12 protein-coding genes are annotated in these 17457 nt (G+C 58.3%); 8 read left to right on the forward strand and 4 right to left on the reverse strand.

Annotated features, from left to right (window positions below; translation table 11 throughout):
* Positions 1–27: 27 nt before the first annotated feature.
* Positions 28–2676: a ComEC/Rec2 family competence protein gene (locus Poly21_RS17135; RefSeq protein WP_302119337.1), complete on the reverse strand. Its 2649-nt coding sequence runs from the start codon at positions 2674–2676 to the stop codon at positions 28–30.
* 148 nt (positions 2677–2824) lie between these two features.
* Here Poly21_RS17135 and Poly21_RS17140 point away from each other — a divergent pair, with 148 nt between their 5' ends.
* A complete protein-coding gene (locus tag Poly21_RS17140; RefSeq protein ID WP_146408114.1) occupies positions 2825–3226 on the forward strand; it encodes a hypothetical protein in 402 nt (133 codons plus the stop codon).
* Positions 3227–3341: 115 nt separating this feature from the next.
* Positions 3342–3971: a superoxide dismutase family protein gene (locus Poly21_RS17145; RefSeq protein ID WP_146408115.1), complete on the forward strand. Its 630-nt coding sequence runs from the start codon at positions 3342–3344 to the stop codon at positions 3969–3971.
* Positions 3972–4103: 132 nt separating this feature from the next.
* Here Poly21_RS17145 and Poly21_RS17150 read toward each other — a convergent pair whose 3' ends face one another.
* Positions 4104–4388 (reverse strand): Trm112 family protein, encoded by a 285-nt coding sequence (locus Poly21_RS17150; RefSeq protein WP_302119339.1) that lies wholly within the window; start codon positions 4386–4388, stop codon positions 4104–4106.
* A 142-nt stretch (positions 4389–4530) separates the two neighbouring features.
* On the opposite strand from Poly21_RS17150, the gene Poly21_RS17155 reads away from it, so the two are divergent.
* From Poly21_RS17155 to Poly21_RS17175, 5 genes are all read left to right on the forward strand, one after another.
* Positions 4531–5319, forward strand: coding sequence for a hypothetical protein (locus Poly21_RS17155; protein ID WP_302119341.1), 789 nt, complete (start codon positions 4531–4533; stop codon positions 5317–5319).
* A gap of 315 nt (positions 5320–5634) precedes the next feature.
* A complete protein-coding gene (locus Poly21_RS17160; RefSeq protein ID WP_146408783.1) occupies positions 5635–9075 on the forward strand; it encodes an aminotransferase class I/II-fold pyridoxal phosphate-dependent enzyme in 3441 nt (1146 codons plus the stop codon).
* A gap of 2 nt (positions 9076–9077) precedes the next feature.
* A complete protein-coding gene (locus Poly21_RS17165) occupies positions 9078–9770 on the forward strand; it encodes a molybdenum cofactor guanylyltransferase (RefSeq protein ID WP_146408116.1) in 693 nt (230 codons plus the stop codon).
* Entirely contained in the window at positions 9767–11041 is a 1275-nt protein-coding gene (locus tag Poly21_RS17170; RefSeq protein WP_146408117.1) for a molybdopterin molybdotransferase MoeA, read from the forward strand. The genes Poly21_RS17165 and Poly21_RS17170 overlap by 4 nt, the downstream gene beginning before the upstream one ends.
* 207 nt (positions 11042–11248) lie before the next feature.
* The gene (locus tag Poly21_RS17175; RefSeq protein ID WP_146408118.1) at positions 11249–13786 is read left to right on the forward strand and encodes a YidC/Oxa1 family insertase periplasmic-domain containing protein; all 2538 of its coding nucleotides are present in this window, start codon (positions 11249–11251) and stop codon (positions 13784–13786) included.
* Positions 13787–13993: 207 nt separating this feature from the next.
* Here the strand turns inward: Poly21_RS17175 and Poly21_RS17180 are convergent, their stop codons facing one another.
* A complete protein-coding gene (locus Poly21_RS17180; RefSeq protein WP_146408119.1) occupies positions 13994–14509 on the reverse strand; it encodes a DinB family protein in 516 nt (171 codons plus the stop codon).
* Positions 14510–14648: 139 nt separating this feature from the next.
* Here Poly21_RS17180 and Poly21_RS17185 point away from each other — a divergent pair, with 139 nt between their 5' ends.
* On the forward strand, positions 14649–15458 hold the full coding sequence (locus tag Poly21_RS17185; RefSeq protein WP_146408120.1) for an inositol monophosphatase family protein: 810 nt from the start codon (positions 14649–14651) through the stop codon (positions 15456–15458).
* Between the two features lie 61 nt (positions 15459–15519).
* On the opposite strand, the gene Poly21_RS17190 is transcribed toward Poly21_RS17185, so the two are convergent.
* Positions 15520–17412 carry a sulfatase-like hydrolase/transferase gene (locus tag Poly21_RS17190; protein WP_146408121.1) on the reverse strand — a complete coding sequence of 631 codons (1893 nt, stop codon included), beginning with the start codon at positions 17410–17412 and terminating at the stop codon, positions 15520–15522.
* Positions 17413–17457 lie beyond the last annotated feature (45 nt).

Below are 17457 nucleotides of genomic sequence, written 5' to 3' on the forward strand. Positions count from 1 at the left end.
CATCATTTGTCGGTAGTCGGTTTTTGGTTACCAGGGATCGCCCAGCCAGGAGCGGATCTCAACGTTGCCGGCGGCATCCATCCGGACACGTATCGCGCCATCGTCGGCGGTGACGTGAACACCGCCGCCGGCGGCGGAAAGCATCTGGGTGACGGCAGGCTTCGCAGCCCGTTTGCCACCGCTGACAATGGTCTCACGGGGGCGTGCCCACTGCAGCACTGCACCCGCATCCATCCGCAGGCTGCCATGATGGGGTGCCATCATGACCCCGCCCGGTCGCGGCCGAGGTGTCGATATTAAAACGGCGGTGCCCGGTGGTTCTAGATCTCCCGGCAGTAACAGATAGCGTCCGCCGTGATCGATCTGCAGCACCAGTGAATTTGCATTGTCGCTCGCATCGAGTGGCACAGCAGGAGGGTGCAATACGTGCACGTCGCGCAACCAGAACGGCGGTTCAGCAAGCTTCAATCGCTTCGCGAGCGAACCGTCACGATCGATTTCGTACACCGGGATGTCGTACTCTTGGATGACGCGACGTGTGCGCGCGAGCATCGCACCATCACCGGACAGCATGTCCGGAGGAGTGATAATGCAACCGATCGAGAAACGCTTTGCCAATCCCGGCAACGCATTGAAGTGGTCAGCATCGGCATGGGAAATCACGATTCCCTGCAGTCGCGTCACGCCCATCGACCACAGCACATCGTCAACCTTCTGACTGCTTTGATGGAAGTTCCCCAGCCACCCGCAATCATACAGCCAGATATCATCTGAGCGTGGACGCAGGATGGTCGCGGTGCCGTGGCCCACATCGACAAAGGTTGCTTCGTAGGTTCCAGCGGGCAACGCACTGGGGGTTGTGGCCGTCCACCATGCGGTTGCGAACCAGGCGATGGACCAGAGAACGATCGGCACTCGCCTGTGGTTGCATGCACGCGCCGCCACGATCAGCAGCAGCACCGCGTAGAACATCGCCACCCAGAGTACCGAGGGACTCGGGAGCCATGCATGACCCCCTGGGACCTTTGACGCCTGCTCAATGACCCATCGCATGACTGTTAAGACCTCGGAGCAAACCCAGCCGGGGATGACAGCGAGAGGCGTGAATACGCCGGCTGCCAAGACCGTCGACACACCGGCAGACAATGCGACCAGCATGAGAGGTGACAGCACCACATTGACGAGCACGCTGATTGGTGAGACGACATGAAATTGATTCCAGACGATTGGTAGTGTGATCACAGATACACAGCCGCTATACCAAACGGCAATCATCAATCCTCTGCTGGACCACTGCAGATACCGCCGAAGGCGTCCCAGAGATTGGCGCGCCAATTCATCGAATTGATGTTCCAGTTCAATGCTTTGGCTGGCGAGGGTATGCCCACGGCTCCGCGGACGACCACAGCTCAACAACGTCGCCACGGCGAGAAATGACAACTGCATGCCGACACTGAAAATAGCGGCAGGCATCCACCCAGCGAGCACGATCGCGGCGAGGGAGAGTGAATTAATCGGTTGCTGCGGACGAGCCATTGCCGTGGACAAAACGACCGTCGATAGCAAAATGGCGGCACGTAACACGGGCGGTCGCCCACCTGTGATGGCGACGTAGAACAACGTTACGCCAACCAGGAAAACCCACTGCAATTTTAAGGGAAAACGCAGCAGTCCAGCGATGATTCGCGCTAGCACCAGCAGGATACCTAGATGCAGGCCACTGACCGAGAGCAAGTGCGCGGTGCCGGTGACGAGCAGGGATTCCGCTGTCGTGCGATCGAGCAAATCTCGCTGGCCGAGGACGAGTGCTAGGGCGAGTCCCTGTTGGTCCGGGGCAATCTGTTGCAGGATCGATTCTCGAGCAGACGCGGCGAGCGACGCCACGATCCGTCCGCCACGCTGCCAGATGGTGTAACGCTGTCCCGCTTCAGTGCTGTCGGGCCTGCTCACGCCCTCGAGACTATCGACCTGCAAGGTGCACTGTAGATCGTTGCGGGCCGCCCATTCCCGCATGTCGCGCTCGCCGGGATTCGTCGGCGGAGTAAACAGTGAGATCTGACCCATTAATTTGACATGGTCCCCTGGCAAGAGAGAGACGCAATCTCCGTCAACCCGCACCAATGCCCGCCCGGTGAAAGGTTCCGGTTGGAAGCCAATCCGCAACGTTCGGATTGAGACCTGCAGGATTGTTTGAAACTTGCTGGTCCCGCGCAGGCCGCTCGCTGCGTCATCCCGCCAGCTTGCCGCCACATCGAGTGGGTCTCGTTGCATACGGGCTGGCCGATCGACTACCCCCGTTAGGATCATCGGTTCCGCTTGATCCTGAAGGACGTCAAAAACCGTCGCTGCAGCATACTGGGACGTCACATTGTGATGCCGCAGTGCGAATAGGCTGATTATTAACATGCCGATTATGGGAATCCGCAACCGGTTCAAGTCGGGTGGGGGCAACCGTGAACAAATCGGCAATCCAATCGCCGAGCAGACCAGCAGCGACAGCCATAGTGACTGAGGGAGCTCTGTGGACCGGTCCAGCAGCACGCCTAGCCAGGCAAACGCAGCGAGCAGCGTCAGCGGCTGCTGCCATGCCAGCGACTGCATGCGGTGCATGACATTGATCGCGTGAAAATGACGTAATTTGGCGGGCAGGACCGCGAGAATCGTTACAGGCCGCAAGGTCACTGCTCCGCACTTGAGGAATTGCCGTCAAAGTCCACCAGGCTTGCCTCATGCACACCATCGCCATGCTACCTATTGATGACCCAGGAGTTTCGATCCGTCAGATCGCTCTCCCAAGTAACATCCTATCGCACGAGGACCCTTCATGTCTGTTTCAACCGCCGACGTCGCCGCACCTGTCAATTCCCCGATCGCGAACACGCTCACGATGGACCGTCGTCGTGAGGATCGTCGTGGAGGCGCCAACTGTGATAGCAGCAAGGCGCCCGCGACATCACGCCGTAAAAATCAGCGCCGCCGGCACATCGATCCGACGACCTGCGAGCGAGACTACTCCGCCGGGGAAGTTGAGTTCATGAAGGCCATGGACGAATACAAGCAGAGCTCCGGTCGGATGTTCCCAACCTGCAGTGAAGTGCTTGAGGTCCTCCATGGCCTTGGCTACGTCCAACTCAACGATGAGCAGTTCGCCCAGTTGGGGCTTGACGAGGTGGCGGCGGGCGGCGAGACGATTGCCGACGATCTCGATAGCGACTGGCAGGAATAGATAGCGGATAACGGCATCGGATTTGCAGATCACCTGGGATCAATGTCACTCTCGATCGCGGCCAAGCAGCGGCTGCTCTCGGGCCTGAACCGCACATCCCATCAAGGAGATCTCAATGTTCCACCGCCTCAACAGCCCCTCGTTTTTGATCATCGCCAGCGTCGCGTTCATGACACTCGGGTGCGAAAAATCGCCGGATTCAGCTGCCGTGAATCCAGCGAATTCTGAAACGACATCGCAGAGTCCGATTGCTGGCACCGCCTCCGACGACGTCGAGGACACGACCGGTCAGAGCGATGTCGCGATTTGCCGGCTTGAGCAGATCGGGGGCAGCGGCGTCACCGGTACAGTGAATTTCACGCAGTTGGGGGACAAGGTGACTGTTACCGGGGAAGTGAAAGGATTGAAGCCTGGTAAGCATGGATTCCATGTTCACGAGAGCGGTGATCTGTCCGACAAGGAAACAGGCAAGTCTGCCGGAGGACATTTTAATCCGACCGGACAAAAGCACGGCAAGCCTACCGACGCGGAACGTCATTTTGGGGACCTCGGCAATATCACCGCAGATGATCAAGGTGTCGCTAAAATCGAGATCACTGACAACGTGATCTCACTGCGCGGTCCGAATTCGATTGTGGGCAAGTCCATTGTGGTGCATGTAGGTGATGATAAGTTCACCCAACCGACCGGTGACGCAGGTGCTCGGGCAGCGTTCGGATTGATCGAAAAGAAAGTTGCTCCCTAATTGGCGCGACCGCCTGCGAGTCCCTCTGCAGTCAAGCATCGGACAAGAATGACTTTGCAAAAATCAGCCGTTGACTGCCAGTTCGCGGTCCCCGCGAACTCGACGTTTCTGTCGCGTTGCTACTGATGACATTCAGGACAGGCCAGGCGTCTGGCCTGCTCCCAAATTGTCAATGCGGATGGCATCATCGGCGATCAACGTCGTGATGTTGTCGCGAATGGGATACAGGCGATTTCTAGCGGTGTTGACTACCCCTGCGTCGATAGGTTCGTCGACACGCGCGTCGAGTTGGTCGCGGGCGGTGCCGTCGCTGATAGCCGCATTGACCCTCTCAATCAGCTGCCGATCGGCCAGTACGAGTGCTCCTCCACCGGCGGGGCAACGCAGCATTTGCAGAATATTCGGTGTGATAATCATCCGTTTCTCGGCCCGGGAGGGTTAGAGGGTGATGTATGGGAGGAGAATGTCCGATGAACACTTCCATTGTCTTCTCTTCTTGAACAATCGCCAAGCGGACTCGGCTTTGGTGAGAAGTTTTCACGCCAGAACAGGGATTGTGATGCGTTACATCGCCAGTTTTCGCAAACAAATGTTCACTCCATTGGTTGCTACGGTAGCTGCTGTCGCCTCTCCTTCGGCTGTGCTCGCTGAGGATACGCCGGGATACTACACCAACCCGGACACCGGAATTGTCTACCGCCAGGTAATACGTACGATCGAGCGGCCAGTCGTCGAAACAAAAATGATGGAGCAGCAGCACACCGTCTACCAGCCCAAGACGGTGGTCGAAACCCGACCAGCGACACGCCGGACCTATACGCCTGTTACCGAGTCACGCTGGCTACCCCGTGTCGAAGGCCGCTGGAACCCGTTTCGGCAGCCCACCGTTGCGTACCAGCATGTGCCCGAAATCCGTTGGCAGGCTCGCGATGAGGTCGTCTCGGAAACCACGACCCAGGTGCAGTGGGAAGCTGTCACGCAGACAATCCAGGTTCCCCAGCGTTTGACCCGGATGACGCGGGAGCAAAAGGTTGATTTCGAGCCGGTGGGCCGAGTTCCTGCTTCGTCGGCCAGCAGCCTCGCCAGTAACGTCTCACCGGAGGTTGCCGCCAAGCTGCAGCCACTCGCCAGCAAACTGCAGCCGCTCGGTAGCAACGTCCAATACCAGCCTCTCAATGGCGGCGTCAGCCCTGCTAGCAGCCTGGCTGCCCAAGGAAGCCGCTCAACACTGCAGACGGGCTTGCGAGCAACCGAACTGATGCCGCAGTCACCTCCATTGAACCATCCGGCCGGCATGACCAATACCAGCAATGTCGCGGGATTAGTGCCGCCGAGTATTTGGCGGTAGGGACCGTGCCGTGCTCGCGCAGCGTTCTCTGGCCAGCATGGACCTCACGCTGGCAGCATCGTGGGGGGCCAGGCTGGGGCTAAGCCGTGGCCTCCCGGGAGGTTTTCGGAGTCAGTCGTGAGGACAGGAAAGCCCACTTTTATTCATGTACCCATGAACAATGCTGGTTAGAGAAGATAGACTGGGGGGCAATCCGAACAGGGGTTTGCACCGCTCCGGTCATCGGTCCGTCCCGTTTCGGATTAGAAATCGTCGAAAACTCCTACCTGCACTAGGTTGAAATTGGTGGACCTTCAAAAGTACTTTAGCGGCGACATGCCGCCGCGTGACCATTTCGTGTCGATTCTGCGGCACTGGGAACAGGCTCGATCGGATAACACGGCATTTTCGTTCACCGACGGCGACGGCAGTGAAGAGTCGCTGACCTATGCGCAGTTATGGGAGCAGGTCCGCGGATTGGCGGGATATCTGCAGGGCCGATGTGGCATTCGCCCAGGGGACCGAGTGTTGCTGCTCTATCCACCGAGCCTTGATTTTGTGGTCGCGCTGTTTGCGGTGTTCGCTACCGGTGCTATAGCCGTTCCGGCCTTCCCGCCGAGGCGGAATCGCAAGGCATCGCGGATTCGCTCGATCGTCTTGGACGCCGACGCACGATGGGCTCTTTCGACGGGAGCGGTGATCGAGCAACTCTCCGGACCCGAGTTGCACGAGGACTTAGTCGGTGTGCAATTACTCGGCACCGATTTGCCCGAGCATCGCGATGGCTCGTATTGGCGTTGTCCGCGACTTCGCAACGACGCACTGGGAGTGTTGCAGTATACCTCCGGATCGACAGGTTCGCCGAAAGGAGTGATGTTGACTCAGGCGAACTTAATCGCCAACAGCGAATTGATCCTCCACGCTTTCCAGCCCTCGAAATCCATCATTGGCGCTTCATGGTTGCCGACCTATCACGACATGGGATTGATTGGCGGGGTCGTAATGCCGATGTTCATGGGCTGTCCCAACGTCTTGATGAGCCCAATGGCATTTCTTCAGCGTCCTGCTCGCTGGTTGCAGGTCGTCTCTAAGTACAACGTCACCGTTAGTGGTGGGCCCAATTTTGCCTATCAACTCTGTGTTGACAAGATTGATGATGCGGAAGTCTCTGGCCTTGATCTTTCGTCTTGGGAGATTGCCTTCAATGGTGCTGAGCCTATTCGCGCCTCCACCCTGGATGCGTTCTCGCAGCGGTTCGGAAAAATTGGGTTCCGTGCAACCTCGCACCTGCCGTGCTATGGCATGGCCGAAACGACGCTGATTGTTACTGGCGGCCCCCAGGACAACGGGGCGGACCAGACCCGGCCAGTGCTGCAGTACTTTGATGGTCCGGCGCTGGACAAGAAAACCGTTCGGCCCGCTTCCCAGAGTGACTCCGCTCGTCAACTCGTTGGCTGCGGTCGTATTCTTCCGGGGGAGCGGATTGAGATCGTTGATCCGGATACCTGCGGCATCTTGTCAGCGGGTTCGATTGGTGAGATTTGGGTGCAGAGTCCTTCCGTCGGCCGTGGCTATTGGCAGCGACGTGAGGAGTCCGCCAAAACTTTCGCAGCGATGACCGATGACGACCAAGGCCCGTTTCTGCGAACGGGTGATCTCGGCTTTCTGCACGAGGGCCAGCTTTACATTTCCGGTCGGCTCAAAGACATGATCATTGTGCGGGGCGTCAATCGCTATCCGCAAGACATCGAGGCCACCGTGGAGCGGGCCAGTGAAGTTGTTCAAGCCGGCTCGGTAGCGGCCTTCGCAATGACCGATAGTGATCGGGAACAACTCGTCATCGTGGCTGAAACGATTCGGCGCCGCGATCTGGATTGGGATGAGCACCTGCAGGCAATTCGCCGGGCGGTTACCGAAGAGCACGACCTGCCGCCCGATGCGGTTTATCTCGTTCGCAATAGCAGCGTTCCCAAGACGAGCAGTGGCAAAATCCAGCGTCACGCGTGTTTGCACGCCGTCCGCGATAATGACCTGAAGGTAGTCGCGCAGTGGGTGCGAGGTGAGGAAGCTTCGCAGCATTCCTCCGCCACACGCGGTGAAACGATGATGAAGGCGGCCGCAGGCAGCAGCGGACTGAACGCTCCTGCCGATCCGATCATCATCGATGCGATCGAAATCCATGTTCGTCGAATTGCCGGTGAGCGAGCCGGACAGATGTCGACCGATACCAACATCGTTTTGGATCTCGGTTTGGACAGCCTCGAACGGCTCGAGATCGCGCGTAATCTCGAACGCACCTTCGGCGGTCGATTTCCCGAGCAGGTGCTCGACGAGATCGAAACGATCGGCCAGATCGCTGCAGCGGTCGAGCGATATCTGCCCTCGGGGGCCCGCCGCCGCGCCGAGTCGTTCTTGCGCGATCCCAACGCTCAGCTGGGGTTGAGCGATGATCAGGTCGACGGCACCGACCTGCGGGCGGCCGTGGGGGAAGCATCCGGGGATGGATCCGCGACCCGCTCGATTCGCAATGTGACCGTGGACCCTGAAGACGATGTGACGCAGTTCACGGAGTATCGTCGACTCAAAGCGACCATGCGGCAGATGCAGTTGACCGGTTGTCCGAACCCTTTCTTCACCGTCCATGACGGCATTGTCGGCGATACCACGACCATCGACGGCGAGAGCTACATCAGCTTTGCCAGCTACAACTATCTCGGCTTGAGCGGCCACCCGGAAGTCTCTGCCGCCGCATCGGACGCGATCGCCCGTTACGGAACGAGTGTCTCGGCGAGCCGCTTAGTCAGCGGAGAGAAGCCGATCCACGGTGAACTCGAACGAAAAATCGCGGACTGGGTGGGGGTCGATGCCGCCATCACCATGGTCGGCGGCCATGCCACGAACGAGACAACAATCGGCCATCTCGTGGGGCCGGAAGACCTGATCCTGCACGATGCTTTATCGCATAACAGCATCGTGCAAGGCGCGCTGCTTTCGGGCGCCAAACGACGTCCGTTTCCTCACAATGACTACGCCGCCCTCGATCGAATGCTGACGGCCTTGCGATCTCATTACCGCCGCACGTTGGTAGTGATCGAAGGTGTCTATAGCATGGATGGCGATTTTTCAGATGTTCCCAAATTCGTCGAAGTCAAGAAACGCCATCGCTGCATGCTGATGGTCGATGAGGCTCATAGTTTCGGTACGATGGGTAAGACTGGCCATGGTATTGCCGAGCATTTTGGGCTGGATCCTCGACAAATCGACATTTGGATGGGCACGCTGAGTAAGTCTGCGTCCTCGTGCGGTGGATACATCGCGGGCTCGCAAGCTCTCGTCGAGCTGCTTCGCTACACGGCTCCAGGTTTTGTGTTTAGTGTCGGGATGCCACCGGGCCAAGTCGCTGCCGCGATCGCGTCGCTGGAGGTTCTCGAGCGTGAGCCGCAGCGGGTCGAGCAATTGCGCCACAACAGTCGCTTATTCTTGTCGCTGTGCCAGACGGCGGGGCTCGATACTGGTGACAGCGGCGGGACGCCCGTGGTCCCCGTCATCACCGGGAATTCGCTCGTCGCGCTGCGGCTGAGTAATCGGCTCAAGAAAGACGCCATCAACGTGCAGCCCATCCTCTACCCAGCCGTAGACGAGTCTGCGGCCCGCTTGCGGTTCTTCATCACGAGTGCGCACACCGAGGAACAGATCCGGTTCACCGTCGACCGTACGCAGCATCACTTGCAGGAACTTCAAGAATCCCCACCGGCAACCTTGGCGGAAACAGGTTAGGCATGCCTCGCACTCTCCTCCTCGGCGCCGTGCTCGCCGGTGGACGTTCGATCCGGATGGGGCGTTGTAAAGCAGAACTTCCGCATGAATCTGGCGGTACGTTTCTCGATCACGCCCTCGAGCAGCTTGCCGCCTGCTGCGATCATGTTGCGTGTTCTTTAGCCGCCGATGCGGCGGAGCCCACCCGGGGCAGCGTTAGCAGTACCGGCGGGAACATCGCTGATCGCTCCACAATCAGAACAAGGGATGGCGAATCATTTCAAGACATAGGTTGTTCCGCCAATCCATTGCCACCCGGCGTGGTTGTGATAGTTGATGAGGTACCGGATCGTGGGCCTGTCGAAGGCGTGTGTGGCGCCGTCGAGTTGGCGAACTCACTCGGTTGCGCCGGAGTTTTGGTGACCGCAGTTGACATGCCCGCTCTCAACGCTACGCATCTCCAACACCTGATCTCGGTATTCAGCGATGCACCCGACCGTGTTGTCGTCGCGATCTCCGACGATGTTGCGGTGAAGAAACGCATCCAGCCGCTCGTAGCGATCTACCCGGTTGCGCTGCAGGGTGACCTGCAGGCACTCGCAGGATCAGCGCATCGCAGTCTGTATCGCTTTCTAGAGGGTGTGGACTGCTGCTTTGTCGAACTTCCCGCCGGTGTGCTGCACAATGTTAATTCACCACACGACCTACGCGTATGACTCCCTACCGATTCGATTGCCTCGACGATGCCATCGCCGCGCTCGCTGAACCCCTCATGCCGGTCGAGGTTGAGTCTCAATGTCGTGAATGTGTTGGCCGGGTGTTGGCCGAACCGATTCAGGCCGACCGCGATCACCCCGCCGCTGATGTGTCGGCCATGGACGGATATGCGGTGGCTCATCGAGACGGCGGCACGCTCAGCGATCTTTTTCGTACCGACGAGATACCGGTTACCGCGGAGAGTGTTCCAGGATCACCGCCACCCACGTTTTCGGCTGACGGTGTGATTCGCATTTTCACCGGCGGCATCGTTCCATCGGGCTGCGACCGTGTGATCCAGCGAGAACACACGATTGAAAAATCGCCCATGCCATCTCTGCCGCTCGGAGCGATTCAGTGGCGAGCGGAGGCCAGCGGCAGTACGGAGGGTGCGAATATTCGGCGGCAAGGCGAGAACTTGACGGTGGGGGCGCAAGCTCTAGCCGCAGGGATTGTGATTGATTCACCGCAAGCCGCTGCGATGGCGAGTTTTGGTGTCACGATGACTTCGGTGCACCGTCGGGTCCGCGTTGCCATTATTACCACCGGCGATGAACTCAGTGGCGGGCCCCATGTGGAAGCGGAGGTGCCGAGCGGACCGCTGCCAGCGTGGAAAATCCGCAATAGCAACGCGCCCGCCCTCGCCGCGCTGCTGGCAAGGCGCCGCTATCTTGATCAGCCGACTTTGCTGCATGCCGGCGACGATCCCGCTCAACTGCGGCAAACGCTCGCGCACGCGATCCGCGGCCATGACATGGTTTTGTTGACCGGCGGCGTGTCGATGGGCGACCACGACTACGTCCCCGAAGTCGTCCGTCAGCTCGGTGCGGAGACGGTTTTTCATAAATTGCCCCTGCGACCGGGCAAACCCATTCTCGGCGCCATCCACGCTGAGTCTCCCGGGGATGTCGCGACGCCCATCATTGGGCTGCCAGGCAATCCAGTCAGTGCGACGATGGGGGCCGTTCGATTTGCGTTGCCGCTCATCGACAAACTCGCCGGTCTGACACGTTGGCAATGCGCGCCCCCCAGCGTCGAACTCGACGACGTGGGGCAGAAAACGCTCCCCTTGATCTGGCTTCGCGCCGTTCGCATGACTCGACCGGGCCGAGCCGAATTAGTGATTGGAAAAGGGTCAGGAGACCTCGTTTCGCTAGCGGCCAGTGACGGATTTATCGAAATGCCGCCGGGCGCGAACCATTCTGGGCCCTGGCCCTTTTTCGGCTGGTAGCCTCCAATTCGCCGATTTTAGTGGGAAAATGCTCTCAAAAAGGGCACAGTGGGTGGTCGCTGACGGGTTGATTGGCGGCATTCTGACGTTCTTGGCTTGGTTTGGCTTTTCAAAAATCCCCCCAGCGGCAAGAATGCCGGTTTCGCCAGCACCCGATTTGGGATGTTGGACGTTTGCCCCCGCCTATCTCGATCGGCCAATAATTTCGTGGATCGCCGCTTTTCATCCTTCCTTCTCGCCTCGACCGCCTTCTTCCTCGTCTACATGTCGTTGCGGACCATGTTCGTGCCGCCGCCGGTCCAGCCGGTCGCCCCAGACGACACGCTCGCCGAGGTCGCCGAGTCCGAGCGCGATGCCGCTATCGAGCCGTCCAACCCCGATGCCACGACAGAGTCCGAAGGCTCCTCCGTGGCGTCTGCCGATATCGAGGATGTCCCCGAACGCCCGGAGAATCCAGAATGGCGGACACTCGGCTCCATGGATCCGGCCAGCGGACATGTCATGCTCGTCACGCTCAATAGTCGCGGCGGTGGTATTGAACGGATTGAGCTGACGGAGCGAAAGAAAAATGGGCGATTGAAATATCGTCGGGTGGACGTTCTCAGCGGATACCTGGGTTATCTCGCGGCCGACCCCACCGCCACGGTCGAGGGGGTCGCAGTGAACGTCGTCGGTCCCGGCACGCCTGCCGCCGCCGCGGTTTCTACGACCGCTGGTGTGCCCAACGGACTTCGTCCCGGTGACCGGATCGTCGCCGTCAATGATGACCCCATCAGTAATACGGACATGCTCAGTGGGTGGCTCAACGGCACGAAACCAGGCGACAAAGTAACTCTCGATGTGATCCGGGAAAATGACAAAGCAATCCAGTTCACTGCGGAACTGACTGAGCATCCGCTGGACTTGGTGCGGCTAGCGGACAAGGGCGGTGAAGATCAAGTCAAAGGTAATCTCACCCGTCTATCGTCGCTGTTGACGGTCAGCAAAGTTGGTCGCCGCGAGATTGCCCCCGGCAAACGGGCGCTGCCTTCCTTGGGGGACCCTGGCGATTTCATCTGGAACGTCACGCCCGAGGGTAAGCTCGATGACGCCGAACAAGGCGCCGGCCAAGGGGCTGATGCCGATGCCCAAACGGTGTCGTTTGAATTGCGATTGAGTGAACAAGAGATGCAGGATGCGGGCGGTCACGCCGTTGGGCTGCAGCGTTCGTATTCGCTACGTCCAGGTAGCTATGTGCTCGATATGGATGTGCAGATTGACAATCGCTACGACAAGTCTCAGGAGCTCGCTTATCGGCTCGAAGGCGTCAACGGGATCACGCTGGAAGGTTGGTGGTATAGCAATAAAATCAGCCCCAACTGGGGCGGTTCGGCCGCTCGCGACCTGGTCTATAATACGACTGCCGGCGGGCATGAACTCGTCTCAGGTTACGGCTTGCTGAAACGTGCTCGCAAAGATGCAGTCGCCGATGACCAAAATCTGTTCTCACCCAATTCCGACGCTGCTGCAAAAGACCTGCAGTACATTGGCGTCGATGCCCAGTATTTCACCGTGGCTTACCTCCCGCCCGCAGACGAGGACCGCCTTACCAATTTCCGCCGTGCCATCGGCACCCTGGCTGCTGATCCGGCTGAAATCCCAAAACATCAAGAGCGCGCCGTCAACACGACGTTCTATCTCGACAGTGCGGTAGCCAGTGTTCCTCCGGGGTCAAGTTTGAAACAAAGTCTGCGTTTGTTCGCTGGCCCCAAGCAACCTGAACTCTTCGATCAATACGGATTGCAGGACTGCATTTACTACGGATGGTTCTCGTGGCCAGCCAAGCTGCTCGGCAATCTGTTGCACGTGCTTTCGGGGATTGGCAACTATGCTCTGGCCATCGTCTTGCTGACGATCATCGTTCGTGGAGCGATGTTCCCGTTGTCCCGCAAAGCGGCTGTCAACGCGCAGCGGATGCAGGAACTCGCCCCTGAATTGAAGAAGATCACCGAGCAGTACAAAGACGACATGGAAGGCCGTGTCAAAGCCCAGCGTGAATTGCAGCAGCGGGTTGGGTTCAATCCACTCTCAGGTTGCCTGCCGATGTTCTTGCAGTTGCCGATCTTCATGGGGCTGTATCGATCGCTGTCGGTGGACATCGAGTTGCGTCAGGCTGCCTTTGCATCTTGGACAACGTGGGCCTCCAATCTCGCCGCTCCTGACATGTTGTATTACTGGGGGGATTGGATGTGGGATTACCTTGCGGGTCGAGGCACGGGCTGGTTGGGGCCATACTTCAATATTTTGCCCGTTATCGTCATGGTATTGTTCCTGGCTCAGCAAAAGATGTTCATGCCGCCTGCGACGGACGAGCAAACTGCGATGACCCAGAAGATGATGAGCTACATGACCCTGATCATGGGTCTCTTCTTCTTCCGAGTGCCCGCAGGTCTGTGCATCTACTTCATCACGAGTAGCTTGTGGGGGATTGGCGAGCGGATCTTGGTCAAGAAGACGTTGCCAAAAACGCCTCACTTCGACAAAGCCGTCTTGGAAGGGAAAGTCAATCATCGCGGCGGATCCAATGCCAAAGGCGCCGCAGGTAATCGGCTGGCTGCGCCAAAGCGACCCGGGGGCCCTTCTGCAGGTGAGACGGCCGAGCCGACGTGGGCTGATCGGCTGCGGCAGCGGATGAACCCGGAAGAGCCGGCGGCGCCGCTGCCACGAGATCGCAAACGCCCCAAAACCAACAAAAAACGCGGTTAATGCTCGGTCCGCGTGGGTAGGCACCGACGTGGGTTAAATCATGCTCGTGTTGCCACCGTCGCCTGATGATGGGACGACATTCACGCTAGCCAGCATCGCTCCGAGGTGGGAATTGTAGGCGGCGCACTCTGCCCGTTGACGGGCGAGACAAGCTCCGCCGATGGCTCGGCGGAGCTCTGATTCGCAAATTAAAATTCGGCGGGCAAATTAGGCTGGGTCCATACCCATCGCCCGACGCCAGGCACTGAGTTGGCCAAGGTGCATCATCACGTGGCCACCTAAGTAAAACGCGTGCAGCGATCCGATGGTTGGGAATTTCGCGCGCATGCGTTCCAGTGGGGTTTCTGCTGGGAACAAGCTGTCATCGCTCGCTCGCAACGTTTCAATCGCGGCCCGTTGAGCAGTGAAAAACTTTTCGGTGATCTCATCCATGGCGGGATAGATGGTGGCGTCAGGATCGTCCACACAGCTCGCCGAGGGCGAGAAGAGCGACTCGTATTGGCTCGAGGGGTTGATCGCCTCTGCGTTTCCGCCTAATTCTGCAACCACACGGCTCGGATAGAGGCTCAGATGCCCGATGATGAAAGCGGGGTGGTTGGAGTGGATCGTCTGTCCATTTACTTCCGCAAACCGACCAAACTGCGATGCGGGAATGCCCTGGAGCAGCCGCTCTGCGTAACCCATTCCCATGGTGGCCGAATCTGCGATCATCGATCCAATCATCTTAACTCTTTCAGTTTAATAATAATGTATTGTCCCAGGAGGGACTTGCTGTGAACTTAGCGGGTCAAGTGAACCACAAAATACCAGTGGTATCAATCACGGGCGGGAAAGCGAATCCAAATCTGTTAGGCTACCGTGCATGACACAACTCCAAGATCACTTAAATATTGCGGTGGCGGCAGCTCGGGTAGGCGGCGCTATTCTCCGTCGATACTTCGAACAGGGCGTGACGATCCGTGACAAGTCGGCGGGGGGCGGAAGTACCTACGACCTCGTCAGTGACGCCGACATAGAGAGCGAGCGAGCGATTGCCGCATTTTTGCAAGATGCCTACCCAACTCACGAGATGCTTGGTGAGGAATCGCTGCAAGGTGGCAACGTCGATGCCGAGCATTTGTGGATTATCGACCCGCTCGATGGCACCAATAATTTTGCTCATCGAATTGAGCACTTTGCCGTTTCCATTGGGTACTATGAACGCGGCCGAGCGATGGTGGGGGCGATTTACCAGCCGATGCACGATGAGCTGTTCACGGTTATCCGCGGCCAGGGTGCCTTCCGTGGTAGCGAACGCGTGCACGTCAGCAAAGCCGATTCGCTGAATCAAGCCATGATCGGTTGCGGGTTTTATTACGACCGCGGTGCGATGATGCGATCAACGCTGGCGGCTATCGAGGAATGCTTTTCAAACGATATTCACGGCATACGGCGGTTTGGGACCGCATCGCTCGATCTGTGCATGGTCGGTTGCGGCCAGCTCGATGGATTTTTTGAATACCAACTCTCACCATGGGATTTCGCCGCCGCTGCGCTCTTCGTTCAGGAAGCGGGCGGGCGGATCACCGACGCACGCGGTGCCGAATTGCCGATCGGCAGTACCAGTGTTGTGGCTAGCAATGGGCGACTGCACGACCCTCTGGTCGAAATCACAACACGGCATCACGCTTAGTTTGGGACCAAGGTCTTGAGTAAGCACGCCACCTCGGACGGGGCGATGTGCCGGATTGGTATCAACGCACTAATTGCTCCATCCAATCTCGCAACAATCCTCGATCGCCTGGCCCGCTCAGATTACCCTGAGCATTGATAGCGCCTCGCGGCGAGATGGTGTTGTCGAGTAGTGAAAACTCTACTCGTGTACCAAACGTTGCACCTGATCGACGGGTGGCGGGAGGAACGAGAACGAGATCACGGCCAACTAGGTTTGAGATGGAAAAAGTACGAGTCTGCAGTTCAGTCAACGTTGCCGTCTCCAAGTTCAGACCATCAAATTGTCCCGGTAGCGAGAGTTCGATTCCAGCGGCCCCGAGCAGCGTTGGCAAGACATCCATATGCGTCGTGCGTTCGCGAATTTCGCGAGAAGATAGGTGCGGAGCACAAATCATCGCGGCCGTTCGGGTTTGAACCCGTGACAACTTGGTGCCATGGCCAATCGTGCCATCATCGAGAAATGACTCACCGTGGTCGCCCAGCATTGCGATAACGGCGTCGCTCTGGAGCACTTCAGCCAATTCCGCATCGAGCGAGCGGGCGGCGTTGCGGTATCGATTCCACACGCTGCCCCGCCATGATTGGGGGTAGGGAATGGGGTAGTCGGCCGAGGCCGCCGGTTGATCCCTCGCGTGGGCGTCCGCAACGTCAAACGGCGTGTGAGTGCTGTAGAGAAACAACACCGCCAGCCGTGGAGGTCGGGCATGCGGGGATTCAGGTTTTCGAAGAAACTGGACTGTCTTGGCGATGGACCGTCGGTCCGACGCCAGCCAGTCCATCGGTTCGGTCTCGTAGCGATCGTATTGCCGCGGCGATAGAAAGGCGTCCATTTGAAACGTACCCCAATCATCATGCCCTGCAAAGAAACCGAGTTCGTAACCTGCTTGGCGGAAGAGTCGGTTGAGGGCAGGAGCGAATCGAACCTCGGATCGATAGAACCAAATTGATTCCAGTCCGCTGACTAATGAAAAAATACCGAGACTCGTGGCGTTGCCACCGGAATAGTGCTGCCGCAGCCACCATCCTGACCGCGCCGCTGCGAATGTGTGCGGCACGATGTCCGGAGCCAGCATTTCGCTCCGCAGCGACTCACAAATGATAATTAATACATCCGGTCTCGGAGCGGGACCGGTATCAACCGTCGGCTCGATAACGACGTTCATTCGCATCTGCCGCATCCGACTGCTTACGCTGTCGGAAAAGCTGGCGAGATCAAACGTAAAAGGTTGGACCGACTCGGCGCCCCGCTGATCAGGATCATTTTGTTCGCCAGCCTTGCTAGGAATGTCAACATTCAAACCAAGGAGATTGAAGGGATGACGCGTGATCTGGGCGTGCGTGGCAGCAAGCATTTCACTGCGCCCTTGCGAAAGCCACAGCAGCGAACCACAGACGATCGCGGTGCAAGATAATGTAGCTGTGAACGACAACATGCGGACAGCCAGCGGATTCTCAGTGAGCCACCACGTTAACAGTTTCGACAATCTGATACCGATCGCGACATAGACCGCGATCGCGAGTAGCGGCACCAACATTCCCCACGAAAAGAACGCGATCAGTCGCGGTAGATGCTCGCGAATTGCCTCTCGAAAGTCACTCGAAGCCAAATGCATTCCGCTGCCGCGAAAAACGAGCACGGCGACCGCGAATCCTATCGGCATCAGTGCAAACAAGCAGGAACTGTGTCTGACCGCCGCTCCCGGACGCTGCCAGTACCAGGCAACCGCAAGTAACAGCGGAGTGATCTGTAATAGAACACATTCTCCCGCAACCCATGCCATCTCCGAGAAGGAGAGTGTCCAAGCGTGCATTCCGAGTGGATGCGACACCACCAACAGAAACATCCAGATGCACCAACACCACCATTGTAAGAATAGCAATTGTAGTGAGTATGAGTGGGCAGTCGGTCGCATGAAATCAGTTTGTAAAACGTCGCTCGTCTGGCGGGATCCACGCAA

Origin of the sequence: Allorhodopirellula heiligendammensis (assembly GCF_007860105.1) — a bacterium.
In the GTDB taxonomy this organism is placed as follows: Bacteria; Planctomycetota; Planctomycetia; order Pirellulales; family Pirellulaceae; genus Rhodopirellula; species Rhodopirellula heiligendammensis.

Coding starts and splice junctions, on each gene's coding strand:
- Poly21_RS17140 (WP_146408114.1), top strand. CDS start 2,825: ATGTCTGTTTCAACCGCCGACGTCGCCGCACCTGTCAATTCCCCGATC.
- Poly21_RS17145 (WP_146408115.1), top strand. CDS start 3,342: ATGTTCCACCGCCTCAACAGCCCCTCGTTTTTGATCATCGCCAGCGTC.
- Poly21_RS17150 (WP_302119339.1), bottom strand. CDS start 4,388: ATGATTATCACACCGAATATTCTGCAAATGCTGCGTTGCCCCGCCGGT.
- Poly21_RS17155 (WP_302119341.1), top strand. CDS start 4,531: ATGCGTTACATCGCCAGTTTTCGCAAACAAATGTTCACTCCATTGGTT.
- Poly21_RS17160 (WP_146408783.1), top strand. CDS start 5,635: ATGCCGCCGCGTGACCATTTCGTGTCGATTCTGCGGCACTGGGAACAG.
- Poly21_RS17165 (WP_146408116.1), top strand. CDS start 9,078: ATGCCTCGCACTCTCCTCCTCGGCGCCGTGCTCGCCGGTGGACGTTCG.
- Poly21_RS17170 (WP_146408117.1), top strand. CDS start 9,767: ATGACTCCCTACCGATTCGATTGCCTCGACGATGCCATCGCCGCGCTC.
- Poly21_RS17180 (WP_146408119.1), bottom strand. CDS start 14,509: ATGATTGGATCGATGATCGCAGATTCGGCCACCATGGGAATGGGTTAC.
- Poly21_RS17185 (WP_146408120.1), top strand. CDS start 14,649: ATGACACAACTCCAAGATCACTTAAATATTGCGGTGGCGGCAGCTCGG.
- Poly21_RS17190 (WP_146408121.1), bottom strand. CDS start 17,412: ATGCGACCGACTGCCCACTCATACTCACTACAATTGCTATTCTTACAA.